Here is a 26,345-nt window from a genome sequence, read left to right as displayed (position 1 = left end):
CATGTTCGGTGAACCTGCAAGCAGACGCTACCGCCCGTCAATTCTCCAAAGGATGCATATACCGAAACAGCAGGACTCCGTGACCGAGCAGTTGTGGCGGCCAGTATAAAAACCTTGTCAGTGCTGGTGTATACGCAATGTGAAGGCTTCTTAAAGCCTGAGCGAAGGGTAATGCGGCGTAACCTTCGCCGCTGTTTGTGTCAATAGTTCAATAACCGCTTTGAGTTGGCTGTTGGCTGTTGGCTGTCAGTATGAGTAGCCAACAGCAAAAAGCGAAATATCCTAAGCTTCAGATCCCCTAACCTGGTGCATTGCACTTAAATCAACAAGCAGCACGGTTCCAGTGCCTCTGTAACATTCTCTGCTATGCTCAATGCCCGCACATCGAATAAGAAAGGTAAGCTGTATGAACCTTGAGAGCAGAGTCGAAAAACTTGAAGAACACCATAAGCAAACAGATGCCTGTTTGCATGGCCTGGACAGAGTATGTGCTGACATAAAAAATATCGCCCTTACCAACCAGCACGATATAGCTTCCCTGAAGCTGGATGTTGCAGGAGTAAAATCGGATATAGCAGGGTTAAGCACTTGCAGAAGCGACACATGCAGGGTTCAGGCGAGCAGACGAACAACACAATGAGTTTGTTAAAGAAACTCGTGAGCGGTTTGACCAGCACGATAAACGCTTCGACCAGCACGATAAACGCTTCGACCAGCTGGAAGAACGCTTTGACCAGCATGATAAACGCTTCGATCAGCATGATAAACGCTTTGACCAGCACGATAAACGCTTCGACAAGCTGGAAGAACGCTTCGACCAGCTAGAACTCTTAATTCGTAATTCCCTTCCTGCCAATTAGCCCGCCAGCTGATGAGTGGTTCACCAGTGCGAAGGTATCTGGTGAACCGTTTACAGATATCGGTCGGTCTTGCGTTTTTTACTGCGTTTAACATTGAATCGAACGCCCACATCAGAGGTTGATATTGCTCTTGAGACAGACGCTTGCAGCGCAGTTTTTAGCGCAGGAAAAAGCGCCCAGTGATCAAAGTGGTCAATAAAATCTCTGGCAATATCCGCCATTTCTTCCAGCCGTTGTTCAGGGTTTTCAACTCCAATGCTTTTGCCATAGCGAATCAGTCGGTCTCTGTCGGGAAATTCCCGGCTTTTGTCCATTTTTAGAGCTAAATCATGGGAGTCTGTTTCATAGACGGTTGTATTTACAACGTCGTATAAAGGAGAAAGCCTCAAGCCACTGACAGGATTTATGTTGTCGTAGAGAAGTGCAAAATTCTTCAGGTGCGCGTCACCATTGCCCAGTAAACAGCTGATGGCGACGTAATCGAAAATACGCCGGGTCTGCTCTACATCTCTTGTATACAGCTGCACAACTTTCGCTACGTTCTCATAGGAACCCAGATACTTATCGTCCCCTGATTTTTTCATGAGCACCGCGAAATCTTCCATGCCCAGTGCTTGCCCGTTTTTCAGGTCAAACCGCTTCATAATGAACAGTTCGTTATTCTTTGACAGCCAGAACTCAGGAACGCTGATGCCGCAAGCCCTGGCAATGCTCATGCAGACATATTCGTTGAGTGCGAGATTCTCATAATCGTCGCCACCGGTTTTAACAATCAGCTCCGGCTCGATCAACGTTCCCTTTTCATCGGGCTTTTGTGTGTTTACCAGCAGCTTTGGCTGCACTCCGGAAATGGCGGCGGTGTTAAGCAGGTATTTATCGAGCAGGTATTCGAAAGCACTCTCACGGCTGTCCCAGTTGACAAGAGACTCAAGGCTGTCATGGTTTTCAGTTTCTATAATCAGGTCGCTTTTGTAAGACAATCGCCCAATACCGCAATGCTGTTGAAGTGCCAGAAATAGCATGTCGTTTACTTTTACATAGCGTCGCAGTTTTTCAGTTAGCCTTTCCCGTACATAACCTTCCGGGATATTCATCTGAAATACAGGGTGTAAAACCCCACTGTTATACGACGCTACCTGTTGCGGCATGGTCAGCGAAATATCTTCACTGGAGTCAGCGTGGTAAGAAAAGGCGTAGGAACCACGTTCAAAGCTTAAAGTACCCGCCTGCCCCTGTGGGGTATGAACATAAACAGGGTTTATTTTATCGGGCCAGTTATGGAAGGCTTTCATTCATCGTCCCCAAAGAGTTCGTCCAGTTCGTACCAGGTCGGCCTTGTGGCTTCTTTGACGGACAGCTCAAGCTCCAGCAGCCCCAGACAGTTAGTCAACGCCCATAATGCGCCACGGTAGCGGCCATTCTCAATGGCGGACACCACACTTCGGGTCGTTCCGGTACGCTTTGCCAGCTCGGTCTGAGTCCAGCCTTTGGATTTCCGCCGGGCTTTGAATGTTTTGCCTATGTTCTCCATGATGGCACCAATAGAAACCTAAACGACTTTATATATGTTCAAAATAGCCTGAAAATACTATTTTGACCATATATGTATTCATTATTAGATTCTAAGCGCCACCATCAAACTCAGCACTATCTGATAGGTTTTAAGGCTCAGGGATTTCAAAGGTCAGTTCTTGCGTAGTGTAAAAACACATTACACTGACCGATTCCCGATTATGGCTGAGCACTCATAGATAACCTGACACCCAAAGCCTGAAGGATTTTATAAACGGTTTCAAAGCGGGGCTTAGCGCCGGGAGACAGTGCTTTATAAAGGCTTTCACGACCCAGCCCGGATGACCTGGCGATAGCCTGCATACCGGTTGCTTTTGCAACATCGGCAATAGCTGCCATCAGCAGCGCCTGATCACCACTCTCCATTGCCGCATTAAGGTATTCTGCAATGGCTTCACTATCGGTAAGGTATTCTGATGCGTCGAATTTCTTCAGGTCTTTGCTCATGCTGTGCCTCCAGTTCCTTCCGCAGCTCTGACAGCCCACCACCTAAAGATTTCCTGTACACAGTCTGCCCGAGCTCAAGTCGCTTTAAAGCGATTAGAACTCGGGCTTGGCCTGCACGGTCTTTCAAGCCTTTCAGCCATTTATCAAAAATTTTGGTGGTTTCAATTAAGTCCACACCATTGATTATGTATCCATATAGATACAAATCAAGATACTTGATAAAAATTTTGAGGACAGAGCTTTAATCGACAGACTTCATAACTTCAACCGCAAACCGTTCTATGTCCTGAACATGCTGTTCGATAACCGCTTTGAGAATATCGAGGTTAAGCTTCTGATACTCATGTACGGCAATGTTACGAAACCCGACCATTTTCATCATGCTGTCCGTCAGGGTAGTGGATACAAGACTGTGGTCGGATAAAATCGAAAATGATTCCCTGCTTTCCTGGGGAACCGGTAACTGTTTCAGCCGTATAATCCGGTTGGACAGGTCAAGTGCAGCCTGGGAAGCCCGTTGAATATTCAGGATGATGGAGTCCTGCCGGGTGAAATTGGTGGTCAGCTCGTTTTCATGGCCAACGTACTCTTCCCTGATGCGCATAAGACAACGCTGGATAATGGCGTACTTATTGAGAATCACGTCATCCATTTTTAATCCTGCCTATTAAGTCGTCGATGATTTCCCGGCGATCTTCCTGTAACTGCTGATACTGCGAAAATACATGGGTCTCAAACAGGTTACAGGCAAATTCATCACTCTTCAGCAACCAGTTGCCATGCTCTACTACTTCTTTTTGCAAAACCGTGGTTGCCTTTCTCAGGCTGATCAGATCAACGTCTTTCTTAAGCTGGCAGGCCAGTGTCTGGGCAGTATTCCATAAAGGGTATTGCGATATATTCCGGTTCAACAATACAGCCAGATCAATATCACTGCGCTCTGTGGCCTTGCCTGCTGCCTGACTGCCATACAGAACAATCCCTTGCAAAGACTCTTTAAACTCTGACTTCAGGTATTGAATGATATGGGAGCAGGTTGTTTTTGGTAGCATGGTTTGTCTTCAGAATGTGCTGCATTAAAGGGATTTTAACACCTTGCTGTTGAAGAGCTACCGAAATCAATAAACACAACGAGCCAAGTGTCTCTTCTCTGCTATGCTCAATGTCCGAAAATCAAATAAGAAAGGTAAGCTGTATGAACCTTGAGTGCAGAGTCGAAAAACTTGAAGAACACCATAAGCAAACAGATGCCTGTTTGCATGGCCTGGCCAGAGTGTGTGCAGATATAAAAAACATCGCCCTTACCAACCAGCACGATATAGCTTCCCTGAAGCTGGATGTTGCAAGTGTAAAATCTGATGTTGCAGGCGTGAAATTGGACGTTGAAGCCGTAAAAGCCGACATTGGAGACTTAAAGGCTGATGTTGAATCCGTAAAAACTGATGTTGAATCCGTAAAAACTGATGTTGAAGACATAAAGTCAGATGTTCAGAGCTTAACCGCTTGCGTTAAAGCACTTGCGGAAGCGACACATGCAGGGTTCAGGCGAGCAGACGAGCAGCACAATGAGTTTGTTAAAGAAACCCGGGAGCGATTTGATCAACAAGATAAACGCTTTGACCAGCACGATAAACGCTTCGATCAGCACGATAAACGCTTCGACCAGCACGATAAACGCTTCGACCAGCACGATAAACGCTTCGACCAGCTGGAAAAACGTTTTGACCAGCTAGAACTCTTAATTCGCCAATCCCTTCCTGCCAATTAGCCCACCAACTGATGAGTGGTTCACCAGTGCGAAGGTATCTGGTGAACCGTTTACAGATATCGGTCGGTCTTGCGTTTTTTACTGCGTTTAACATTGAATCGAACGCCCACATCAGAGGTTGACATTGCTCTTGAGACAGACGCTTGCAGCGTAGTTTTTAGCGCAGGAAAAAGTGACCAGCGATCAAAGTGGTCAATAAAATCTCTGGCAATATCCGCCATTTCTTCCAGCCGTTGTTCAGGGTTTTCAACCCCAATGCTTTTACCGTAGCGAATTAGTCGGTCTCTGTCGGGAAATTCCCGGCTTTTGTCCATTTTTAGAGCTAAATCATGGGAGTCTGTTTCATAGACGGTTGTATTTACAACGTCGTATAAAGGAGAAAGCCTCAAGCCACTGACAGGATTTATGTTGTCGTAGAGAAGTGCAAAATTCTTCAGGTGCGCGTCACCATTGCCCAGTAAACAGCTGATGGCGACGTAATCGAAAATACGCCGGGTCTGCTCTACATCTCTTGTATACAGCTGCACAACTTTCGCTACGTTCTCATAGGAACCCAGATACTTATCGTCCCCTGATTTTTTCATGAGCACCGCGAAATCTTCCATGCCCAGTGCCTGCCCGTTTTTCAGGTCAAACCGCTTCATAATGAACAGTTCGTTATTCTTTGACAGCCAGAACTCAGGAACGCTGATGCCGCAAGCCCTGGCAATGCTCATGCAGACATATTCGTTGAGTGCGAGATTCTCATAATCGTCGCCACCGGTTTTAACAATCAGCTCCGGCTCGATCAGTGTTCCCTTTTCACTGGGCTTTTGTGTGTTTACCAGCAGCTTTGGCTGCACTCCGGAAATGGCGGCGGTGTTAAGCAGGTATTTATCGAGCAAGTATTCAAAAGCACTCTCGCGGCTGTCCCAGTTAACCAGAGACTCAAGGCTGTCATGGTTTTCAGTTTCTATAATCAGGTCACTTTTGTAAGACAAGCGCCCAATACCGCAATGCTGTTGAAGCGCCAGAAACAGCATGTCGTTTACTTTTACATAACGGCGCAGTTTTTCCGTTAGCCTTTCCCGTACATAACCTTCCGGGATATTCATCTGAAATACAGGGTGTAAAACCCCACTGTTATACGACGCTACCTGTTGCGGCATGGTCAGCGAAATATCTTCACTGGAGTCAGCGTGGTAAGAAAAGGCGTAGGAACCACGTTCGAAGCTTAAAGTACCCGCCTGCCTCTGTGGGGTATGAACATAAACAGGGTTTATTTTATCGGGCCAGTTATGGAAGGCTTTCATTCATCGTCCCCAAAGAGTTCGTCCAGTTCGTACCAGGTCGGCCTTGTGGCTTCTTTGACGGACAGCTCAAGCTCCAGCAAACCCAGGCAGTTAGTCAACGCCCATAATGCGCCACGGTAGCGGCCATTCTCAATGGCAGACACCACACTTCGGGTCGTTCCGGCACGCTTTGCCAGTTCGGTCTGAGTCCAGCCTTTGGATTTCCGCCGGGCTTTGAATGTTTTGCCTATGTTCTCCATGATGGCACCAATAGGAACCTATATGACCTTATATATAGTCAAAATAGCCTGAAAATACTATTTTGACTATATATGTATTCATTATTAGGTTCTAAGCACCACCGAACAATTCAACCAGATCAATAACAGAGACCGTTTCGAACTTCATCATTAATTAGTTAAGTCAGTTGCAGATTTTGTATTTCCAAACCAGACTTCGCAGCCTGATACTGGAGAGTAATCATGTTTGATATGACCCCCGCCACTCAGGTTATGGCCTTCTTTTTTGTCGCCACGGTTTTAGTCGCTCTCTGGGTGCGATGGCAGTTACATAGAGATCGCAAACATAAATCGTGAAATAGCCTGCCTGACAACCCGAGGGGCTTGCTCGTTGCCCTCGAATAATTGAATGATACCTTCACCAGTTTGGTCAAAATCATCGGCTATCTGGATTTTGCCATTGAATCGACCGGGTTTGCGTACTTCTCTTTTTCGGTACGGAACCAGTTCCAGATAGGGCTTGCCAGCTTTTGAGATCACCACCCGCTCACCACGCCAGGCCAGCTCACCCAGCTGGGATAAGCGGCTTTTTGCTTCGTGCATGTTGATAACCTTGTCAGATGTGGATGGCTCTGGCATTACAAAACCCTCTTTAACGGTAGTTAGCTGACAATAGCTTATATCCCCGCCCGCATTGGGCGAGGGTTTACGACGATTTTGCTAATTTTGGCAAACAGAGCCTCTGTCATCCCCCCCGACTTAAACAGCACATCATACTGACCTGTATAGAAAAGTGCTGTTTCACTTAAGCAGCTGCTTATTCTGTTGCCAGCAGTCGTTTAATTGCTGGCTGATCAGACATTGTGTTGTCGTCTTGATGCTTAGTTGCTTTGCCAGATCGGGCCAGCTGGCTACAGCATCGGCCACTTGCTCAATACATTGTTTTGCCTGACTCCAACTACCAAAGTTGGCCAGCTCTGCCAACTTTTGAATAACCTTTGCCGGAGGTTGGTTGCCGTAACCACAAAAAGCGGTCATGTGCTGGCTGTAAGGTGACGGACTGAATGTAACATCATAAAAGGGGGCTACAGTCCACTGACCATCGTCGTCCATTAGAAAGGACCAGTTTTTAGTGTGGTCATCCTGGTTGAGTGAAAACAGGTTAAACAGTGCTCGTGTAAATTGCTCCTGAGCCGCTGCCGGACTTTGGCACACAACCTGGGTGACTTTAATCAGGTCTTCATAATCCATGGAAGGTTGCCTGAAATCAGCGTCCATTAAGCCACACAGGGTGTGCATATGATAACGCCCAGCGGGTTGTTCATTCGGACAATCAAAGCGCTTCAGCGCAAGCCAGCCCTTTGCTTCAGGGTTGCCTGTTTCGTGAATCAGTGTCCATGTGGGAACTGTGATACCTGCTTCTTTTGCCATGGTGAGCCAGGCGGCTTCGCACAAGCCTTCTTCATGCCCCAGAGGCAAGTTCTGCGAAGTAAACTTAATCAGCCAGGGGGTTAAGCCTGACTCAGCCGATGTACTCACACACTTCGCATCATCAGGGTCAAGGTAGATCATGGCTTTGGGTCTGGCACCACCTGAACCACCGGCACTGGCAAGGGCGGCCAGTACTTCTTCAGTCTGACCTTCGTAAATACGTCGGGCTTCCTGCCCCAGCACTGAAACAGCCTGTAATGCTTTATCGTCTTTGGTCGTATAATCGGAAACCGGGGAGTAGCTTAAGCTGCCCATCCCCCTTTGTCCTACATACGCCAGGCGTTCCAGGGGAGTAATCTGTTGAGGTAATAGGCCATGTTGACGAAATACCCGATCCATCAACAACAGTCCCCAGCCATCAGGCAGTGAATCTGCGAACACACCGTGCAAACCCTGATGGGGCATTTCGGGCGCTTTATGCAATGTACTGTTAAAGGCCAATGTAAAAGGCGACAGACTGTTAAACTGCTTCAGGTAGTCTTCATCGTATTGAAAATAAATACCCTGCCGGTTTTGAGCCAGCTGTCCCACAAAGTGTTGCTGACCATTACTGAAGCAGCGATGAACATCCAGCTTTTGAGTACTCATCTTTTCAGTACCTCTTCAATGCTGGTTGGCTCTGCCACGCTTTCACGGGTAAGAGCAACCAGCGCATCAAGCCGGTCAACGCTTTGCCATAACAACAAAAACTGTCGCAGGGAAATTTGCCCGGTGGTTTCAAACTTCTTGATGGTGGAAGCCGGAACAGTGCTTCGCTCAGCCAGTGCCTGACGTGACCACTTTTTTTGCCTGCGCTTCTTTTTAATGTGATCTGCCAGCTTTTGCTGTGTGTCGACCGGGGTAAGCAGAGATAGTAAATCCATAAAAACATCCTTTATTTATGGATATTATAGTATCTTTTTATGCAATCAATACCAAAAAACAGATACCATTATATCTTTTTTGCTACCTAATAGGTTTTAAGACAGTACCGACTAAAACCTCAGTACCACTGCCGCGCTCATCGCCACCTGGTAAATCACCCGCATCACATCGCTGGTGTACTGCATGGTTTTCTCATCAACCTGCGGCATCACCAGAATTTCATCACCCGGCTGCACATCGTATTTCGCCAGCCCTTTATTAAACCAACCGTTTTTGTATTCAATGCGGGAGATGGTTCCGTCCCGATGCAGGACCAACACGCGAGACTGGTCGGCTTTTTGTGAGTAACCACCGGAAGCATTAACGTAGTCGTCTATAACGCTTCCTTCATCAAACACCATGGCGTTCGGGAACATCACTTCACCATGTACCTGTATCAGAACGGTTTTATTCGGAATAATAATCCGGTCCTGATCCTTCAGCATCACGTCCATGCGGTTGTCGTTGTGACCAAGCAGCACCTGTCCCCGTGGCTTCACCTGTCTGGCTCTGTTCACAAATTGAAGAATGGATTCGGCATCCGACTTTCTTAACTGGGCTTCCCCGACACTTTTGCTTCGGGCAGACAGGGCAGCCTGTTCCAGTTGTTGCAGTTGTACGTCCAGCATCGCCTTTTGACGCTGGGCGACTTCTTCCCGGAACAGCTGCATGGCTTCAATATTGGAGCGTTCGTTAGGCTGCAACCTGGCCATCAGGTCATTCATGGTGCTGCCATAAGGCAGGATATAAATCGCCTGACCGTTGTGTTCCCCTTCTACGGCAACACTGATCGTACCCGGCATTTTGTCCGACACAACATTGACTTCATCGCCGCTGCTGATCATTACCTTTTTTGCATCAGTCAGTGGCAGATAATCCACATTACGTTTAGCCAGCTGGTTACGACTAATGCGAACATGGGTCGCTTCCGGCATCAGGCCGACCATTTGCAAAGCGTCATTAAGGGCAATTTCACCACCGGCAAATTCGATCTGAACGGGGTTTTCCACCAATCCATCAAAGGCCGCTACGCCCTGACGACCGTTTACCACCAGGGTGTCACCATCCTGCAGCTGTACCTGCTCAATGGTGCCTGTCAGCAGGAAATCATAAAGATTAAAGAACGCACGGGTTTTGTTGCCCCGCTTCAGCTCAACATTCAGGTAACTACCAGACTCCGGACGTATACCGCCGGACTTGGCCAGAAAGGCCAGAATAGAATCCGAGGAAAAACCACCATAAAGACCCGGCGACTGAACAAAACCGGTGACAAACAGTTTAACGGGTTCCGTAGCGTTCAGGCTGGCATAGAGGTTCACATTGCTCTGATAAACACTGCGAACTTTTTTCTCAACGACTTTATTCAGGTCTTTATTGGCAACGCCTTGCAGCCGAACCGGGCCAACCTGTGGGATAAACACATTGCCCTGGGCATCAACGGTTAATTCAACAGACACCTCATAGGCTCCCCACATTTGCAGGGTGATTTTGTCACCAATCGCCAGTTTGTACTCGGGGTTAAAGCCTTTGAACTCGGCTTTACGAAAACCGCTGAAAAGGTTTTGTCCGAATACCGGGTGAATGGTGGCTTTTTCAACCACTTCAGGGCCAGAGGTTTCTGGTGCTGGCATAGGGGTGTTTGCAAAGGCATTGAGGCTGAGCATGAGTGCCGCAGCAGAAGCAACAGCTATTCGTTTGTATATCATAAAATTCGGAATCTTGATCATGACAGCTTATGCGCTATCTTTTTTGAGTTATGAAAAAATAGTTTTGGCTTTTGGCTTTTGGCTTTTGGCTTTTGGCTTTTGGCTTTTGGCTGGACAGATGGTGAGTGGGCTTCTACTTTGTTAACGATTTAAAAAAAAGAATTATGAATTTTGAACGACTACTGGTTTGGCAAGAAGCCGTTGAACTTTGCACTAAGGTCATACTCTCTTTTAAATATTGTCGGGATTTTGGTTTTAAAGACCAGATCACCTGATCCTCACTGTCCGTTCCTTCCAATATTGCAGAGGGTATGAGCCGTAAAGGAAACAAAGAAAAGATTCAGTTCCTTTGTATTAGCCTTGGCTCATGCGCTGAGCTAAGAACTCAGCTAACCATTGCTGAGCAGGTCGGTTACCTGTCAGCACATGAAAAACAAAACTACCTGAACCAATGCAACAAAATCGCCAAAATGATAAACAGCCTCAAAAACAAAATCGAAACCACCAACAGCTAAAAGCCAACAGCCAACAGCCAACAGCCAACTAATTATGTCTGAAAATTCTGTATGATTTTTGGATTCAGGCAGCTTCTCAGAAATGCGTTCATGGGCTGCATATCATTAGACTGATAGAAATCCAGCATCAGGCGATTGAACTCTTGTTGTCGTTTAGCCACAACGTTGATGAGCGGATAACCTGCTGATAGCAAGATGCCATTCATCATAAATCGCCCCATTCGTTTGTTCACATCCCAAAAGAACTGGGCTCTTGCCAACTGTAAGAATGCGGCAACTGCCTTATCGTAAATATCATCTTTTTTGGCAACATCCTGTTCAATGCTTTTCCAGATGCTATCCAGCGCACCGGGAGCAGGCGGCTCGTACTCTGACCCACTAATCGTCACATTACCAGTTCGAAAAACGCCCCACTCCAGAGCTTCATCCTTGCCCGCAATACTGTGTAAAAGCAGTGCGGTAGCTTTCGAAAATGCAAACTGCTTCTGCTCAACCAGAGCAAACAGACGTTTCCAGGTTTCAGCCTGATTCAGAGCCATATTCTGGTCGCTTATTTTATGCCCACCAACCGTTATTCCATCCAGAAGCGTTTGAACTTCGGGAAGCGTCATGGCAACGCCTTCAAGATTAACCGCATCGTAGACCAAACAAGCCAGATCACGTACAGCAAGCTGCTTAGCCATTCGATGATTGGGCTTCATGTTCCAGTGCTTGTCGGTGCATGTCATAAACTAACCCTGAAGTTTTACGTTGCTCAAAGCCATTATTGTATGTTGCTGCCTCCCCAATAGCACTTTTATCAGTCTCTATGCTCTCGAATGGTTGCACGCATCATACGAACCAAAGCATATAGTGCCAAAAGAATAAGAAGAATGTTGGTTAGCGTGTAAGCAACTCTTGGGTATTTAGCTTCCTCTGACAGATGCGGGCTACTCACTACCACCAGTTGTTTCAGCTTGCGGCTGGCTTCGGTTCTTGCGCCTTCCAGGGCCACCAGTGCCGACGAATAAGCCTTTGTCGCAAGGTCAAGATCAAGCTGCAATTCCTTCTGCTTAGCGGCCAAATCGTTCAGGGTGGTAGCGTCACTGTCGGTTAACCTATCCTTTTCAGTGCTTAATTGTTTTTGCAGGGCATTAATACGCTGCTTAAGTGCTACAACCTGTGGTGATCTGTCGTTTAGATAGGAAGTGAGGGTTTGCAGTTCGGTCTGGTTACGGATCAGATCTGCCTGCAACTCATTCATAATGGTGTTCAGGGCTGCCCCCTGTTCGCTGACACTGAGCATTCCGGTTTCGTTCTGGAAAGCGACCAGTTGTGCGGTGTAATCCTTCAGGCGCTGTTCGGACAGGGCCACCTCATCCTGCACAAATTTCAGCTGCTCACCAGCCAGGTTATGACTGATTTCATTAACGAAAGCTTCACTGCGTTCCAGCACCAGTCCAGCTAGTTTCTGAGCAAATTCAGGCGAGAAGCCCTGAATTTCCAGGTCCAGCATACCGTTAGTGTCGTTTAACCGAACCTGCATATGGTCACGATAAAACTCAAGAAAACCTTCGTGGGTCTCTTCAGAGGCAAGGCGGGATAAAAAGTCGCCGGTTTCGTAGTGCTGTCGCAAGCCTGCTTTTTCGTCCAGATAGTAGAGCATATCCGGAGACTTGATAAAGGTTTCAAGAATGCGCTGGTCGTTGCTGGCCTGAGGGGTAACACCAAAAAGGCTTAATCCTTCGATTGAGCTTCCGCTGCCGTTATTCTTTTCAATCATAAAGCTGGCTTCAGATACGTAGCGATCAGAAGCAAAGCCGGTGTAGTAAATCGCAGACAGAGCCCACGGTGCTGCCACCATTCCAACAAACCAGCGACCAGCCTGTTTGTGTAACAGATGTTTTCTGGCCAGCTTTATCCACTTGTTTTGTGGTGGTTGTGGTTTTTTTCTGGCTTTAGGCAGTTCAACAATGTCGGCTTTTTTCTTGTTGACTTCAACCGTTGCAGGTTTGTTTGCCGGGATGGCCTGAGGTTTATTGGCAACCTTTTTTAGATCAGGCGTTTTTTGTTTCGTGTCAGTCATAAATAGTGTTAATGAACCAAAAACTGTTACATAGCGTTATAAGCTGCAATTGCGTCATCAATACTATCGTGAACATGTATTTTACCGTCCTTAATGTAAATACCTATGTCACACTGACGCTTTAACTCATTGAGGTTATGGGAAACAAACAGGAAATTTGCCACGTCCTTTTTTGCATCAAAGGTTTCTTTGCACTTCTGCTTAAATCGTTTATCACCTACGGATGTCAATTCATCTATCAAATAATAATCAAAATCAAAAGCCATGCTGACTGCAAATGAAAATTTAGAACGCATACCAGATGAGTAGCTTTTTAATGGCATTTCAAAGAAGTGACCGATTTCTGAAAACTCTTTGATATAGGCGAGCTTTTCTTTAATCTCTGCCTTACTTTTACCGTAAATCCGGCAAACAAACTCAGCATTTTCGCGACCGGTCATACTGCCCTGATAGCCGGAAAGACCCAATGGCCAGGATACATTGCCCTTAATGGAGATGCGTCCGGTATTGGGGAAATCCGTTCCTGCCAACAGGCGCATCAGTGTTGACTTGCCACTGCCGTTGGCACCAAACACACCGATATTTTTATCCCCCGGCAGCTCAAGCGTTACATCTTTAAGAATGTAATGCCTGCCGCGCGGTGTTGGATAGTATTTAGTGACGTTATCAAAAACTATCATATGGTCAGCATTTTTCGCCAGTTAGCCCGAAACATGATCATGCCAATGGTCATGACAACCAATGAACACAAACCCAGATACTCAAGGCTAACCAGAGAAACATTATAAGACTCTGAAAAACAGGATCTCATTAGTTCAAAGGCATGTACCAGAGGGTTCCACAGTAAATAGTCCTGGGCCGCCACGGGTATTTCATTAATTGAGAAAAAGGTTGCAGAGATAAACATGAGGGGGCGCATAAGTACTGGCAGAAATTTACCCGGTTCAGGAAAGATCGTATTAATAACCCCAAAAGCAAGGCCGACACCAAAACCCAGGAAGGCTAACAGGGAAAAGACCAGGACAAACTTCAGTGTATTGTTGACTGTGATATCAAAGCCCATCCACCACATTGCAACAAAAATGCTCACCAATACAATCAGAGAAACAACGGCTTCAAGAATGAACCGTGTCCAGAAAAAGTCAAAAACCCTGACCTGCCGATAAATAAGAAGGTTTTTATTGGCTCCTACAGCGGTCATGCATTGATTGATAACCTTCGTAAAAAAAGTTAAAGGCCCCATACCCAGGGCGAGAAAAACAGGGGCATCCAGCCCCCCTACTGCAGACATTCCACGAAAGTGGAACATCACCATGAATATTGAAATCCCGATAATCGGCTCAAGAAAAGCCCATGCTATTCCCAGGCGATACTGCCCAAATCTTGTCTTTAACTCACGGGAGATTAACGCATTAATAACAGCAAGCTGTATCTGAAATGAGGAACGTTTTTCCATTAATATTTCTAATTCATCTGGAATCAAACAGAAAAAAGCACGCTACCGCCCATCAACTCACTGCATGCTGGCTAAACAGTACTCAAACGTACCCAATAAAAAGGAGCATTAAAATGCCCCTTCAGCCAGTGCAGCATGTATGTGTTGAAACAACAGAAAAACAGCTTTTAATCGTTGCGAATTGTAAAAAAAAATTTACGATACTGAAATCCCGTCAAGCCACCCCGAAGTAGGTACTAATAGCTACCATAACCTGTGCTTATTCCGTGCAAGCAAAACCTGAAAGCCATGAAGCGAACAAATATCTCCCACTAATGCGAAAATGCACTTAGTGACTGCTCCCCACCCTATCGGGTGAGGCTTCTGATTTCTTAGGCAGCAACCGACAGTATGCCGGATTTACGCAAGCCTCCATCAGCAGAAACGGACAGTCCTTCCGCCTTTAATTTCAATATGCCTTGCTTCTTGATATTGCGAGCTGCATTAATATCCCGGTCATGGATAGCACCACAGCTACACTCCCATGATCGGATTCTCAATGGCATTTTTTCCTGTTTCAAATCGCAGACTGAGCAAGTTTTAGAGGATGCAAACCACTGGTCTATCTTCACCAGATGTTTACCTTCCTGCTTTGCCTTGTATTCGAGTTTGGTTATCAGTGAGTGCCAGCCAGCATCAGCAATAGAACGAGCAAGACGCTTGTTCTTGAGCATGTTTTTAACTTTCAGTGTCTCCACAATCACCGCTTGGTTTTCGTCAATGAGTTGTTTTGATAGCTTATGCTGAAAATCATTACGGGCAAAGGCTACACGCTCATGCGCCTTTGCCACCAATAAACGGGCTTTGTGCCTACCTTTTGAGCCTTTCTTGCAGCGAGATAGAGCCTGTTGTTTTCTTTTCAGGTTACGTTGTGCTTTTTTCAGAAAGCGAGGATTGCCAGTCTTATGGCCGGTACTGGTGATAGCCAGATCAGTAATCCCCATATCAACACCGACAACCTGATTAGCTTCAAGATTATCAATCTGTTTTGGTTGTTCCTGGGTATCATCAGCCAATATGGAGGCAAAATACTTGCCGGTTAGCGTTCTGCTCAGGGTGATAGACTTCACCTTACCCACTATTTCACGATGCACTTTAGCCCTTATGGGCTTGCACTTGGGGATTTTTATCCAGTTATCGCCCACAGAGACAGACGTACAATGGTAGCTACTTTGCTTGCCATGCTTTTTCTTGAAGCGAGGAAATCTTGCCTGCAATTTGGGATTGAAAAAGTTTTGAAAGGCCGTATCCAGATTGATAGTGGCCTGTTGCAGTGCAATAGAGTCAGCGTTTTTCAGCCATGAGTACTTTCGGCTTTTCTTGGCTTTTGCCAGCAAGGGCTTCAGGTGTTTTTTGGGAGAAAGGCTCTGCCCACGAACCTTGTAATAATGAACCTTAATAGCCAGGGCCTTGTTCCATACGAACCGCACAGCATCAAACTGACGGTCGAGAAATTCCGCCTGCTCTGATGTTGGATAGATTCGTACTTTGGTGGCTCTCAGCATGGAACATTATTTCAGTGCTCATTAATATAATCTTCATATTACAGGTATTTGAAAGAGGTTTTCAAGTGAGCGCACACAATAAAGATTTGCTTAAAGGGTATCTTCGCAAACGACATAGCGTTACCAAGCTGGTTGTTCATTTGGTGTTCACGACAAAGTACAGACGAAAGCTTTTTGATGGCTATATGATCAAGCAGTTACGGGAGTCGTTCGAGAGTGCATGTGAAAAACTGGAATGCCAGTTACTTGAAATGGATGGCGAAAAAGATCACGTACACCTGTTGGTGACCTACCCACCAAAACTGGCTATCAGTGTCATGGTAAATAATCTCAAATCAACATCATCAAGACGGTTGCGAATGCTGAATACCCACCTTACTGCTCAGAGCAAAGCAGGCTTAATGTGGTCAAGGTCTTACTTTGCTTGCAGTGCTGGCGGTGCAACTATCGAGACTCTGAAGGACTACGTTAATAGCCAGAGTACACCAGATTGATGGCGGAAGGCTCTGCGCCTTCCCGTCTTATATCCCCGCCCGCATTGGGCGAGGGTTTACGACGATTTTGCTAAAAATGCTTACGGAGCCTTATAACAAAAACGACACCGTAAGTACTTCACCCTATGACCACCGATAAAAAATCCATTATCTTTGATATCCATACATCATTAATACAGGTTGTCTCGGGCTGAAAGGCCTGAAGAAGGTAAACTATGTCCAAGATCAATCAAGACAGACTTGTCCAGCACTTCGTTGACCTGGTGAAAATCAACAGTGAATCCGGTAACGAAAAGGCCATTGCTGAAGTTCTGGCTGAACAATTGGCTGAAATGGGTTTCCGTGTTGAAAAGCTGCCGGTGACGGCTGAGGTTTCCAATGGCTTCAACCTCTACGCTAACCTGCCAGGTGATCTGGAAGGCAGCATTCTGCTGAGCAGCCACATGGACACCGTGGCTCCGGGTAACGATATTGAACCTGTTATTGAAAACGGCATTATCCGTTCTGCGGGCAACACCATTCTGGGTGGTGACGACAAATCCGGTATCGCTGCCATTATGGAAGCCGTTCGTTCCATTAAGGAACAGGGTCTGAAGCACAAAACCATCGAACTCGCCTTTACGGTTCATGAAGAAGGCGGTCTGCACGGTTCCAAGCAGTTTGATATGTCTCACGTAGAGTCCAAAAACTGCATCGTTCTGGATTCAGGTGGTCCAATCGGCACTATTATTACCGTTGCGCCGGGTCAGCAAAACATCAAAGTAAACATCACTGGTCGTCCAGCTCATGCGGGCCTGGCTCCGGAAGAAGGCATCAATGCCCTGACCGTTGCTGCCGATGCGATTTCCAACATGAAGCTGTCGCGCATCGACGAAGAAACCACCGCCAACATTGGTGTGGTAAAAGGTGGTCAGGCTACCAACATTGTTATGCCGGACCTGTTCATCGACGCAGAAGCCCGTTCAACCAACGACAACAAGCTGGCTGACCAGGTTGAGCACATGGTAAAAACCTTTGAAGCCGCTGCCGAAAAGCACGGTGCAGAAATCGAAATTATTTCTACCCGCGCCTACAACGCTTTCCAGATGGACGACAACGACCCGCTGGTTGAAGAAGTAAAAGCCGCCTTTGCAGAAGCGGGCGTTGCAGGCAAGACCATGCCAACGGGCGGTGGCAGCGACGCTAACATTTTCAGCGAGAAAGGCATCAGGACGGTTAACCTGTCGACCGGTATGGCTAAAGTGCATACAACGGAAGAGTACATTGCCATTGACGATATGGCCGGTATCACGAAGTTCATGCACACCTATCTGACCCGCTGACCGGAAGATCGATTAAAGCCGAAGCTGTTCGCCTGCTTCGGCTTTTTTAATGCTTATCTGACCACGCCAGCACTCCAACCACAATAAAGTACTGCGCCATATAATAAGTGGCCATAATCACAATACCTGACCAGGCAAACGGCATAATAAACTTATTGACTGCAATAACCAGGTCAGACAAGGCAAACAGAAGTGCCCCGGCAAACAGACGATTCACCGGACGGTCACAAATAGCAGCCCCCATCAACATAGCGCCAATAGCCAGAATATACGCCATAACCGGAGCCTGCATGTCACCGGTATACGGCACAACTAACAGGCCCGCTACCGACATAAACACAAACGCAAAGATCACCAGCCCAACCCGACCGGGGCCTGATGTACGATGCGTCCAGAACAACCCGGCATACACCAGCTGAGCCATCAGAAAACTGCCCAGCCCAGCCAGAAACAAATCACTGCTGTGACGACTACCATGACTGAACGACAGCAGGATATCCCCTCCTGCTGAAAACAACAGGGCAACCACCATGGCACTGCGCCAGACACCGGCTAACCGCCAGGAGACCAGAAACATCAACAGAATAACAGGCAGAGCCTTAATGCCCGCCCCCATAAAACCGGACAGTTGCTCCATAAAAACAATATAGAGCGCAGAAAGAAGAAAATAGACTGCGGTAAAAGTATGTTTCATAACCGGATAACTCGTTTGTGTCTTTTATTATTAGGGTTGTAAAGAGTTACCCGGTTACTGTACCACTGACATCAGCCTGCGATATAGAGGCTCTTGTGCTGTCTGCGAAGCCTGATGGCATGGATCATATAGGCTATACCGGCAAAAGCGGTGATCAGGGCTGGAACCATCAGGCTGTTATAAAGCAGATGCGTAAACAGAAAAGCCCCAAAAGCGCCACCTGTCGTAAAACCTGCCAGCAGCCGACAATAAAGAAGCAATCGTCGTTTATCCATGGGAGCACCTCGTAACCAACGCCCAAGCTTGGCACCAATATCGGTCAGTATGCCGGTCATATGTGTGGTTCTCAGCACCGCGCCGCTGAAGGTGCTGACCATCGCATTCTGCAGACCACAGGCCAGCGATGCCACCAGCTGTCCGCCGAAAGAGCTGTGTTGGTACAGCCATAACGAATTCAACAACAGAAAGGATTCAAACAGCAGGATAAAGCCATAACCCCGCCCCAGTCGCAGCGTTTCGCCCCTGATAATCAGACCACTGAGAAAAGCCCCCATAAAAAAGGTCAGCACCACCGCCAGCAAACGCCCGACACTCAGCCAGTCGCCCCGGGCCATCCCTACAGAAACCAGTGTTATGGAGCCCGTTACGTGGGTAACCGCCTGATTGGTAAAGCTGAGATAGGCAATCCCATTGACCATCCCCGCCGAGAAAGTCAACAAAACGCCACCGAACCACACCCAGGCAGGAAGTCGGTTAATCATTTTCATTTATTCCGGAAAAACAACAGGGTGGAAGGCTAACACAGGGGGCTTTCTGGTCTATTGACGATAATGCTCATTCTCGTGCGAAAGCACTCAAAGTGTTTTGTTGGCTACTGCTTCAACAAGCGCACACGCTCAGTAAACAGCTATCCTCAGAGTAGAAGCTTTTCAAGGATGACTATAAATGAAAACTCTATTTCTTAGTGCTGCCGGACTGGCGTTTTTAGCGGCTTTTACGACAGGAATCGAATCAGCAGAGCCAGCAGCGTATCCCGACAAAGGGGCAGACCACCCCGTCAGTACAGACGCTCAGCCCGATTACGAAGTTCACTCCATTGAAGAGGTGCTTGCCAACCCAACGGATCAGGAGTTGGTGAAAATTTCGGGCGAAATCATCAAAAAAATAAAGTGCAGCACCTACCTGTTTCGCGGTAAAAGTGGCGATATCCATATCAAAATTGACACCCATGCCGTTCCCGAGTTGGGCATTCCTTTCAAAGAAGCAACGGTAATTAAAGGCACCGTAAACCATGACGGTGAGAAAAAGCCCACCGTCGAAGCCGACCATATTCACTATGTCTTTTAAGCTGTTAGCTGTTGGCTGTTAGCTGTTGGCTGTTGGCTGTTGGCTGTTGGCTGTTGGCTGCCTGACCAATAGCCAATAGCCAATAGCCAATAGCCAAAAACTCAATGCAACCCCCGCAACGCATCCGGATTCCAGAAAGATTGCCAGTCCATTGACGTATCACCAATCACCAGAAAATCTGAATTCACCAGATGCGCCTTGAAGTTGTAAGCAAAACGCTCTCCAGCAGGATTCATCAATACCCCGCCAGCACCTTCCACAACACCCTGAACGGCAGCGGTATCCCACTCTGACGTTGGCCCGATACGAGGGTAAATATCCGCTTCACCTTCAGCCACCAGACAGCTTTTCAAGGCACTGCCTACCTTTCTGGGGGTAAGGTTTGGGTAGATGTCCCTGAGCTGTTCAATAAACGCAGCAGCGCCTGCTGTACCATAGGTTCGGCTACCCAGTACCACCACGTTATTGCGGTCTAACAACCGGGGCTTAATACTCACAACCGGTTCATTGCCAACCTGCTTGAAAGCACCGGACTGTTTGCCCCCCCAGTACGTGGTATGGGTGACGGGCACATGCACAACACCAAACAGCGGATAGCTACAGCCATTGTCTGCCTTTTCCATCAGGGCGATATTGACCGTGAACTGTCCATTACCGTTAATGAATTCCTGTGTACCATCCAGCGGGTCCACCAGCCAGTAATGATGCCAGGTCTGGCGTACAGACAAATCGGCATGGGTGGACTCTTCAGAAAGAATGGGATAGCTCACATTCAGACGCAGCAGATGTTTTTCAATCACTTCATTGGCCCGCAAGTCGGCCTGGGTGACAGGGGTTGCATCGGCTTTTCTTTGAATGCCCAGTTCCTGCTGTTCGTACACGTCGAGAATGACTTCTCCCGCCTTACGGGCGATGTCTCTTACAGCCTTGATCAAGTCGTTCATCATCACTCCTGATTGAAGGTTTCGTCAGAGCAAACCATCCTGCAGCTTTTCCCGCACCAGGTACAAAGCCGCCAGTGTCCGGGCTTCTGAAAAATCCGGACGATCATTCAACGTCTGCAAGCGATCAAATGACCATTCCACCACTTCCATGGGTTCAGGCTCATCCCCTTCGAGCTGTTCCGGATACAGGTCTCGTGCCAGAACCACATCGATCTGGCTCTTCATGTAATTGGGTGCCAGCGTAAAGTCGGTAATGTAATCCCACTGTCTGGCCCCATAACCGGCCTCTTCTTTTAACTCACGGTCTGCTCCTTCAAACAGCGTCTCACCCGTTTCCACCAGACCTTTAGGGAGGCTGAGCTGATAATCTCCTGTGCCTGCCGCAAACTCTTTGACCAGCAGGAAGCGGTTATCATCCAGCATTGCCACCACCATAACGGCTTTATACCCACTGCCAGAGCCTGCCAGTCGTTCATAGATACGTTGCTCACCGTTAGAGAACTCCAGTTCCAGAGCTTCGACCCGGAATAAACGGGTTCGGGCAATTTCAGTACAGGACTTAATCCTGGGGTTTTTATTGTTTATTGGCATATCGTTTTTTGGCATATCGTTTACTGGCATTGCTTGTCATCGTTCCCAGTCTCAAACTGAGGCGTTATTATAAGACAATGATCGCCCTTCCCCCTATCTCAATAGGGTCATCACACAAGAGTCTTTCCAAATGATTAACTGGAATGCCATCAATACCGTCCTGCTGGATATGGACGGCACCCTGCTGGACCTGCACTTCGACAACTATTTCTGGCAGGAATACGTGCCGCAGAAATACGCTGAAAGGCACGGTATCACCATCAAACAGTCAAAGAATGAACTGGAACCCCGCTTTGCTCAACAGGAAGGCAGGTTGCAGTGGTACTGTCTGGATTTCTGGGAAAAAGAACTGAGCCTGGATATCGTAGCCTTGAAAAATGAGATTAACCACCTCATATCGTTCCGTCCAAACGCCAGGGAATTTCTTCACAGCCTGAAAGAACGCGGCAAGCAGGTGGTTATGATCACCAATGCTCATCCGAACAGTTTGTCCCTCAAACTTGAACGACTGTCGATGGCGCACTATTTTAATCGTTTAATCAGCGCTCACGATTATGGCTATCCGAAAGAGTCTCAGGCATTCTGGCAGAATCTGGAAGTCGATATCAGTCTTGATAAAGAGAGGGCTTTGTTTATCGACGACAGTGTACGCGTTCTGAATTCTGCCAGAACCTATGGCATTCGCCATCTTCTGGCCGTGCGTTATCCTGACAGCAAAAAAGGGGCATGGGATACACAGGGCTATGAGGCCGTCGAAGACTTCAGAGATTTAATTGCCCCTGAAAAACTCGCTCCTGAAAAACTCGCTCCTGAAAAAATAGTATGAGTCAATCCAGCAACAAGCTTAACAAAGAGTCCGCCAGTAAAATTCGCCTGGACAAATGGCTGTGGGCGGCACGTTTTTATAAAACCCGTAATATCGCTAAGGAAGCCATAGATGGCGGTAAGGTTCACCTGAACGGCAGCCGCTGCAAACCGGGTAAAGAACCCAAAGTAGGCGACGAACTACGCCTGCGGGTGGGCTGGGACGAGAAAACCGTAATTGTGCGAGCACTCAGCGATAAACGACAAAAGGCCGAAGTTGCCCAGCAACTTTACGAAGAAACGGCCAACAGCATTGCCCGGCGTGAAGCCAGTGCCGAACAGCGCAAAGCCCTGCGTGGTGCCACGCCAAGACCTGAGCGACGTCCGGATAAAAAGCAACGCCGCGACATTATGAAGCAGAAAGCCGACTTTAGGTTTGACGACTGAAGCAGGCTGACCAAACTACGGGAGGTAAATAATACCCTCCCGGATTTCATGGGGAACTCTATTGAGTTTTTCCCCCGGGCAAGGACCGGCAACGCATTCACCACTGTGAATCAGAAACAATGCGCCATGGGTAGAGCATTGAATCAGCCTCTGCTCCGAATCCAGAAACTGATCTTCATGCCACTCAAGGTTAATGCCAAGATGGGGGCAACTGTTCTCATAAACGTAGACGTCATCATCCTGCCGAACCACAAAAACATGGCCCTTCTCATTGTGGAAACCTTTGCTGCCAGGATTTGCCAGCTCATCAACAGCGCAGAGTTTGATCATGATTCAGTCCGGTGTTTATTTTGTTTCAGCCATTTTATGCGGTTTTAACGGGCTTGTAACGCTCCGGTCAACCCTTTAAAGATTCGAATAATTCGTTTTTGATTCCTTTCGACTATCCGACTAGAGTGAAGAGCTGACGGAGGATTTATCATGGACAACCTTTACGATACTGACTTTTACCGCTGGAAAGAACAGCAAAAACAACACCTGATTCACAAACGGTTTGACCAGCTCGACCTTGAGCGTGTTATCGAGGAGTTCGACGATATGGGCAGTGAGCTTGATGCCTTGCAATCACGCCTGACGACCTTGTTACTGCACCTGCTCAAATACAGCTATCAGATAAATGTTATTAACCCGGTATTGCCAGAACCTTATAACTGCCGAAACTGGAAGGGAACCATTCGGGAACAACGTAAACAGCTCCATCGCCTTATGAAAAACCGCCCTCACCTGAAACACAAGGTTCCGGAAGTCTTCGAAGACAGCTATCAGGATGGTAAAGAGCTGGCTATCGAAGCCATGAACGATTACGTTCAGCCCCACCAGCGGTTGAACAACGCCAGTTTTCCGGAGAATTGTCCGTGGGGCTTTGAGACCATCATGAAAAGCGGCTGGTTGCCGGAAGATTAAATAATGAAAGAGTAACCATCAGAACTCATAGCGGGCTTTAGCGGAAAAACTGTGAGACCGGTAGGTCTTTTTCCAGTTAAAGTTATAGCCGGTGTGGAGCGTCCAGTGGTTGTTCATCTGTAGTCCAAGCCCAAGCCCCATATGCAGGCGTACCTTGTCCCGGTCCGGTCCTGTGACCATGAAGGATTCACCTCCGGCAAGGTAAGTGGACTTAACAATCGTGCCATCGGTACCAAAGTCGTAATACCCCATGAAAGTCAGCTCAGGCTTTATGACGCCATTGCGGTACCAGTATTCGCCATTGAACTTCATCCCGCCCCCCAGCTCCCAGGTATTGTAATCTTTGCTCTGGATTTTCTGCTCAAAACCACTGTCGCCTTTTTCTTCGTATTCCTGAACCCGGATCAGGCCATAGTTAAATTCAGTCTGAGGAGAAAACGTCCAGTTGCCTACCCGCCAGTTAGTACCGCCAATGACTCTGCCTCCCCACTGATCAACCTCAAAATCCGCTTTTACAAGGTAGCCATCAATGGTTTTCGTCATATCATTTGCTGAACGGCCCATGGACAGCATGGTATCAAGAAAATAGCCGCGATCATTCCAGCTGTTGTACCAGGTGGCCAGATAACTATAACTTTTATTGGTACTGCCCTCATTGCCATCGACCGTACTGCTCACCATTGAAAGTGCCAGACCCGTTCTGATGGTAGAATTAAGTTCGCTATCGACTCCAAGGGTTATGCCCCATGCCTGGTTTTTAAAGCCCGGCTCACCATCAACGTCATCCTGTTGACCACTGTTGTACAACATCTGCCCCCAGGCCGCACCATCGGCAAACTGGTCACCATAGCTAATACCACGACGTAAGCCGTGTACGCGGTTGAAGACGATGTTATGAGCGGTATTGGCAACCGCCTGAGATGATTTCTGCACCTCACCGGCAACCCTGGGCTGGACCTGCCCGGCCAGCTTTTTAGCGTCATAATTCGTTGCGTTCAGTTTCGCAAACAGCTTGCTGCCCCTGGTCGCATCGGCATAGGTTCCGGCATTAACAACATCCACCGCCTTACTAAACACCTCTGATGCCCTGGCGTTGGCACCGGATTTCATCACTAACTGTTTGACGCCGTTTGCATCTCTGGACTTCAGTTGTACCTGCAACTTCCCGGCAGAATAGTTCTCCGTGGCTTCAACCAGGTAGCTGCCAGAATCCACCGTCACACGCCCGGCCACTGAACCCTCCATACTGCCCGGTTCAACTACCGTCAGTGTCACACCTTTTTTAACCAGATCATATTCGGTGGTCGAAGCTGGCTTGAACTGGATATTACTACCCTGTTCCATTGCGCTTAACCGACCAGTTACCGTCATCAGTGCATTGCTGTTCAGTTCGTAAACCGGATTTTGATTGCTATCTGTCACCGGACGATTTTGATCATCCAGCTGTTGCTGCTTTACAAGCTCGATGGTTGTCTGGGCGGGCAGGGTAAAGTTGCCCGACATGGCGATTCCGCTGGTGATCGTACTGACCACCAGGTGATCAACATCCTGAATCGTCTCACCTTCAAAACGGCCACCCCGGAACGCTACCCAGTCATTTTTATGCTGATCACTGGCTAAAATCGTACCAGTGGTTTTGGAGCTATCACCCACCTGTTCAAACATCAGAGGCTTGTCGGAACTGGAAAAGTCGAGGGATGTATCGGTGGCACTGGCAGCGGTTATGGAACCATCTTTCAGATAAACCTTGCCTGTCAGGTCTCCCCGAACGGTAATGGGGCTGCTACCTGAGGCAGAGATCGTACCACCATCTACAACAATGCCCCCCAGCTGAGCACCGTTATCCACATAAACCGCACTTTTACCGGCTCCGGTAGCCGTCATCGTTCCTGTTACTGCGATAAAGTCGGTCTTTGACTGGTCATTAAGGAAAACTGCATGTTCCTGTGAGGCATCATGGGTGCCACTGATAAAAACGCCCCCTTTGATCGTGCCCTGACTATTTAAGCTACCTGTGTAAGTACCACTGACCAGCAGCGCAGCCCCACCGGCCTCTCCTCCCCCTTTACCTGACAGGATGCCGGACGAGGCGATCTGTACCTGACCGGTAGCTTTACCAGCAATATTAATGGCTTGTCCGTTAGAGGAGCTCAGGGTGCCTGCAATATCAAAGACGGTATCAGACTCAGCTCTTGCGGATCCGCTCAACGTTAAACCGGATGGCAACGCACCACCCATTTGTGCGTTCTCAGACACGTAAACAGCGGCAGTGCCATCGCCTGATGACTTAAGGCTACTGCCGGAATCAACTGCGATAAAATCCACATAAGAGTAATCATCCAAAAATACGGCATGGTCGTTCACCGTTTCAACAACACCGCCAGCAATACCGCCATTGCCCTGAACCTTGTAACCACCCTGCAAACCTGCCCAGTTGTCATTGTCCTTGCCGCGGCTTCGATAGGCCTTGCCGGTCTGAGGGGTTGACCGGCCAGCAATGGCAACGCCATCCTGAATAGCGCCTTCGTTATCCAGCGCCCCCATCAGAGTGCCAATTTTGCCTACATAAATAGAAGGAGAAGAGTCATTATCAATGCCTGCCCCCTGCTCAATGCGAATACCACCGGACTTTGCGTTGATGGTAATCACTGCCTCGCCATTCGAGTTCGATACACTCAGCTTTGCATTAATGGTAATAACATCATAATCATGAACAGCCTGCTCGTAAGGAACCTCATTATTCTTAGTAAGATTTACAGCCATGGCAGGCTGAGTAGCAGTCAGAAATAGAGCGGCGCTGAGTACTGTGCGAACAAGCCCTTTTGTTCGCAGAATGATTCCCGTAGACATTCCCACGTCCCTGTGTCCCTTGCGTGACCGGTTAAGGATAAAGGCATTTAAC

32 protein-coding genes and 1 pseudogene are annotated in these 26,345 nt (G+C 47.8%); 9 read left to right on the top strand and 24 right to left on the bottom strand.

The features are described from left to right. Positions 1-512 precede the first annotated feature (512 nt). From NX720_RS11540 to mntA, 6 genes are all read right to left on the bottom strand, one after another. Entirely contained in the window at positions 513-761 is a 249-nt protein-coding gene (locus tag NX720_RS11540; RefSeq protein WP_262601258.1) for a hypothetical protein, read from the bottom strand. Between the two features lie 149 nt (positions 762-910). Then, positions 911-2,152: a type II toxin-antitoxin system HipA family toxin gene (locus tag NX720_RS11535; RefSeq protein ID WP_262601257.1), complete on the bottom strand. Its 1,242-nt coding sequence runs from the start codon at positions 2,150-2,152 to the stop codon at positions 911-913. Beyond that, positions 2,149-2,391: a helix-turn-helix domain-containing protein gene (locus NX720_RS11530; protein WP_262601256.1), complete on the bottom strand. Its 243-nt coding sequence runs from the start codon at positions 2,389-2,391 to the stop codon at positions 2,149-2,151. The genes NX720_RS11535 and NX720_RS11530 overlap by 4 nt, the downstream gene beginning before the upstream one ends. Before the next feature lie 200 nt (positions 2,392-2,591). Next, complete coding sequence (locus NX720_RS11525) at positions 2,592-2,879, bottom strand: addiction module antidote protein (protein ID WP_262601255.1); 288 nt, start codon at positions 2,877-2,879, stop codon at positions 2,592-2,594. Positions 2,880-3,120: 241 nt separating this feature from the next. Continuing rightward, positions 3,121-3,531, bottom strand: coding sequence for a type VII toxin-antitoxin system HepT family RNase toxin (hepT, locus tag NX720_RS11520; RefSeq protein ID WP_262601254.1), 411 nt, complete (start codon positions 3,529-3,531; stop codon positions 3,121-3,123). After that, positions 3,524-3,931, bottom strand: a complete 408-nt coding sequence (gene mntA / locus NX720_RS11515) for a type VII toxin-antitoxin system MntA family adenylyltransferase antitoxin (protein ID WP_262601253.1) — start codon at positions 3,929-3,931, stop codon at positions 3,524-3,526. Before mntA ends, hepT begins: the two co-directional genes overlap by 8 nt. Positions 3,932-4,074: 143 nt before the next feature. Here mntA and NX720_RS11510 point away from each other — a divergent pair, with 143 nt between their 5' ends. Beyond that, positions 4,075-4,647, top strand: coding sequence for a hypothetical protein (locus NX720_RS11510; RefSeq protein WP_262601252.1), 573 nt, complete (start codon positions 4,075-4,077; stop codon positions 4,645-4,647). Between the two features lie 50 nt (positions 4,648-4,697). Here the strand turns inward: NX720_RS11510 and NX720_RS11505 are convergent, their stop codons facing one another. The 6 genes from NX720_RS11505 to NX720_RS11480 all read right to left on the bottom strand — a co-directional run bounded on the left by NX720_RS11505 (position 4,698) and on the right by NX720_RS11480 (position 10,182). Next, positions 4,698-5,939 carry a type II toxin-antitoxin system HipA family toxin gene (locus NX720_RS11505; protein ID WP_262601251.1) on the bottom strand — a complete coding sequence of 414 codons (1,242 nt, stop codon included), beginning with the start codon at positions 5,937-5,939 and terminating at the stop codon, positions 4,698-4,700. Further along, positions 5,936-6,178, bottom strand: coding sequence for a helix-turn-helix domain-containing protein (locus NX720_RS11500; protein ID WP_262601250.1), 243 nt, complete (start codon positions 6,176-6,178; stop codon positions 5,936-5,938). The genes NX720_RS11505 and NX720_RS11500 overlap by 4 nt, the downstream gene beginning before the upstream one ends. Positions 6,179-6,484: 306 nt before the next feature. Next, a complete protein-coding gene (locus NX720_RS11495) occupies positions 6,485-6,796 on the bottom strand; it encodes a type II toxin-antitoxin system Phd/YefM family antitoxin (RefSeq protein WP_262601249.1) in 312 nt (103 codons plus the stop codon). A 162-nt stretch (positions 6,797-6,958) separates the two neighbouring features. Continuing rightward, a complete protein-coding gene (locus NX720_RS11490; RefSeq protein WP_262601248.1) occupies positions 6,959-8,236 on the bottom strand; it encodes a type II toxin-antitoxin system HipA family toxin in 1,278 nt (425 codons plus the stop codon). Then, a complete protein-coding gene (locus NX720_RS11485) occupies positions 8,233-8,511 on the bottom strand; it encodes a helix-turn-helix domain-containing protein (protein ID WP_262601247.1) in 279 nt (92 codons plus the stop codon). The genes NX720_RS11490 and NX720_RS11485 overlap by 4 nt, the downstream gene beginning before the upstream one ends. A gap of 111 nt (positions 8,512-8,622) precedes the next feature. Continuing rightward, complete coding sequence (locus NX720_RS11480) at positions 8,623-10,182, bottom strand: polysaccharide biosynthesis/export family protein (RefSeq protein WP_262601246.1); 1,560 nt, start codon at positions 10,180-10,182, stop codon at positions 8,623-8,625. 31 nt (positions 10,183-10,213) lie between these two features. Here NX720_RS11480 and NX720_RS11475 point away from each other — a divergent pair, with 31 nt between their 5' ends. Together NX720_RS11475 and NX720_RS27105 are read left to right on the top strand one after the other, a co-directional pair. Then, the gene (locus NX720_RS11475; RefSeq protein ID WP_262601245.1) at positions 10,214-10,402 is read left to right on the top strand and encodes a hypothetical protein; all 189 of its coding nucleotides are present in this window, start codon (positions 10,214-10,216) and stop codon (positions 10,400-10,402) included. Positions 10,403-10,538: 136 nt separating this feature from the next. Beyond that, a complete protein-coding gene (locus tag NX720_RS27105; protein ID WP_404831087.1) occupies positions 10,539-10,772 on the top strand; it encodes a four helix bundle protein in 234 nt (77 codons plus the stop codon). Positions 10,773-10,804: 32 nt separating this feature from the next. On the opposite strand, the gene NX720_RS11470 is transcribed toward NX720_RS27105, so the two are convergent. The 5 genes from NX720_RS11470 to NX720_RS11450 form a co-directional block, all read right to left on the bottom strand. Continuing rightward, positions 10,805-11,500 (bottom strand): Fic family protein, encoded by a 696-nt coding sequence (locus NX720_RS11470; protein WP_262601244.1) that lies wholly within the window; start codon positions 11,498-11,500, stop codon positions 10,805-10,807. A 71-nt stretch (positions 11,501-11,571) separates the two neighbouring features. Next, positions 11,572-12,837, bottom strand: coding sequence for a hypothetical protein (locus NX720_RS11465; protein WP_262601243.1), 1,266 nt, complete (start codon positions 12,835-12,837; stop codon positions 11,572-11,574). 26 nt (positions 12,838-12,863) lie between these two features. Then, the gene (locus NX720_RS11460) at positions 12,864-13,517 is read right to left on the bottom strand and encodes an ABC transporter ATP-binding protein (protein WP_262601242.1); all 654 of its coding nucleotides are present in this window, start codon (positions 13,515-13,517) and stop codon (positions 12,864-12,866) included. Next, complete coding sequence (locus NX720_RS11455; protein WP_262601241.1) at positions 13,514-14,293, bottom strand: ABC transporter permease; 780 nt, start codon at positions 14,291-14,293, stop codon at positions 13,514-13,516. Before NX720_RS11455 ends, NX720_RS11460 begins: the two co-directional genes overlap by 4 nt. Before the next feature lie 371 nt (positions 14,294-14,664). Continuing rightward, the gene (locus tag NX720_RS11450; protein ID WP_262596498.1) at positions 14,665-15,837 is read right to left on the bottom strand and encodes an RNA-guided endonuclease InsQ/TnpB family protein; all 1,173 of its coding nucleotides are present in this window, start codon (positions 15,835-15,837) and stop codon (positions 14,665-14,667) included. A 65-nt stretch (positions 15,838-15,902) separates the two neighbouring features. On the opposite strand from NX720_RS11450, the gene tnpA reads away from it, so the two are divergent. Both tnpA and NX720_RS11440 read left to right on the top strand, forming a co-directional pair. Continuing rightward, positions 15,903-16,331 (top strand): IS200/IS605 family transposase, encoded by a 429-nt coding sequence (gene tnpA, locus NX720_RS11445; RefSeq protein WP_262595484.1) that lies wholly within the window; start codon positions 15,903-15,905, stop codon positions 16,329-16,331. Positions 16,332-16,546: 215 nt separating this feature from the next. Further along, the gene (locus NX720_RS11440; protein ID WP_262601240.1) at positions 16,547-17,653 is read left to right on the top strand and encodes a M20/M25/M40 family metallo-hydrolase; all 1,107 of its coding nucleotides are present in this window, start codon (positions 16,547-16,549) and stop codon (positions 17,651-17,653) included. A 46-nt stretch (positions 17,654-17,699) separates the two neighbouring features. Here the strand turns inward: NX720_RS11440 and NX720_RS11435 are convergent, their stop codons facing one another. Continuing rightward, a complete protein-coding gene (locus NX720_RS11435) occupies positions 17,700-18,347 on the bottom strand; it encodes a lysoplasmalogenase (protein WP_262601239.1) in 648 nt (215 codons plus the stop codon). Between the two features lie 71 nt (positions 18,348-18,418). Next, positions 18,419-19,108, bottom strand: a complete 690-nt coding sequence (locus NX720_RS11430; RefSeq protein WP_262601238.1) for a YoaK family protein — start codon at positions 19,106-19,108, stop codon at positions 18,419-18,421. A gap of 184 nt (positions 19,109-19,292) precedes the next feature. Between NX720_RS11430 and NX720_RS11425 the strand changes: the two genes are divergently transcribed. After that, entirely contained in the window at positions 19,293-19,694 is a 402-nt protein-coding gene (locus NX720_RS11425) for a NirD/YgiW/YdeI family stress tolerance protein (protein WP_262601237.1), read from the top strand. A 101-nt stretch (positions 19,695-19,795) separates the two neighbouring features. On the opposite strand, the gene cysQ is transcribed toward NX720_RS11425, so the two are convergent. Together cysQ and nudE are read right to left on the bottom strand one after the other, a co-directional pair. Next, positions 19,796-20,641, bottom strand: coding sequence for a 3'(2'),5'-bisphosphate nucleotidase CysQ (gene cysQ / locus NX720_RS11420; protein WP_262601236.1), 846 nt, complete (start codon positions 20,639-20,641; stop codon positions 19,796-19,798). Positions 20,642-20,662: 21 nt separating this feature from the next. Continuing rightward, positions 20,663-21,229, bottom strand: a complete 567-nt coding sequence (gene nudE / locus NX720_RS11415; RefSeq protein WP_262601235.1) for an ADP compounds hydrolase NudE — start codon at positions 21,227-21,229, stop codon at positions 20,663-20,665. A gap of 130 nt (positions 21,230-21,359) precedes the next feature. Here nudE and yrfG point away from each other — a divergent pair. Next, positions 21,360-21,995: pseudogene (yrfG, locus tag NX720_RS11410) on the top strand (GMP/IMP nucleotidase); the annotation flags it as partial. Here the strand turns inward: yrfG and NX720_RS27100 are convergent. After that, positions 21,971-22,060 (bottom strand): pentapeptide repeat-containing protein, encoded by a 90-nt coding sequence (locus NX720_RS27100; protein ID WP_404831067.1) that lies wholly within the window; start codon positions 22,058-22,060, stop codon positions 21,971-21,973. The pseudogene yrfG and the gene NX720_RS27100 sit on opposite strands and share 25 nt — an antisense overlap. On the opposite strand from NX720_RS27100, the gene hslR reads away from it, so the two are divergent. Beyond that, positions 22,052-22,480, top strand: a complete 429-nt coding sequence (hslR, locus tag NX720_RS11405; protein ID WP_262601233.1) for a ribosome-associated heat shock protein Hsp15 — start codon at positions 22,052-22,054, stop codon at positions 22,478-22,480. The genes NX720_RS27100 and hslR overlap by 9 nt on opposite strands. A 15-nt stretch (positions 22,481-22,495) precedes the next feature. Here the strand turns inward: hslR and NX720_RS11400 are convergent, their stop codons facing one another. Further along, positions 22,496-22,810, bottom strand: a complete 315-nt coding sequence (locus NX720_RS11400) for a Rieske (2Fe-2S) protein (RefSeq protein WP_262601232.1) — start codon at positions 22,808-22,810, stop codon at positions 22,496-22,498. Between the two features lie 150 nt (positions 22,811-22,960). Between NX720_RS11400 and NX720_RS11395 the strand changes: the two genes are divergently transcribed. Then, complete coding sequence (locus tag NX720_RS11395) at positions 22,961-23,443, top strand: DUF29 domain-containing protein (protein WP_262601231.1); 483 nt, start codon at positions 22,961-22,963, stop codon at positions 23,441-23,443. A gap of 18 nt (positions 23,444-23,461) precedes the next feature. On the opposite strand, the gene NX720_RS11390 is transcribed toward NX720_RS11395, so the two are convergent. Further along, entirely contained in the window at positions 23,462-26,293 is a 2,832-nt protein-coding gene (locus tag NX720_RS11390; RefSeq protein ID WP_262601230.1) for an autotransporter family protein, read from the bottom strand. Between the last annotated feature and the right edge of the window lie 52 nt (positions 26,294-26,345).

The organism is Endozoicomonas euniceicola (assembly GCF_025562755.1).
GTDB classification, from domain to species: Bacteria; Pseudomonadota; Gammaproteobacteria; order Pseudomonadales; family Endozoicomonadaceae; genus Endozoicomonas_A; species Endozoicomonas_A euniceicola.
This window is presented reverse-complemented; position numbering and strand designations above follow the sequence as displayed.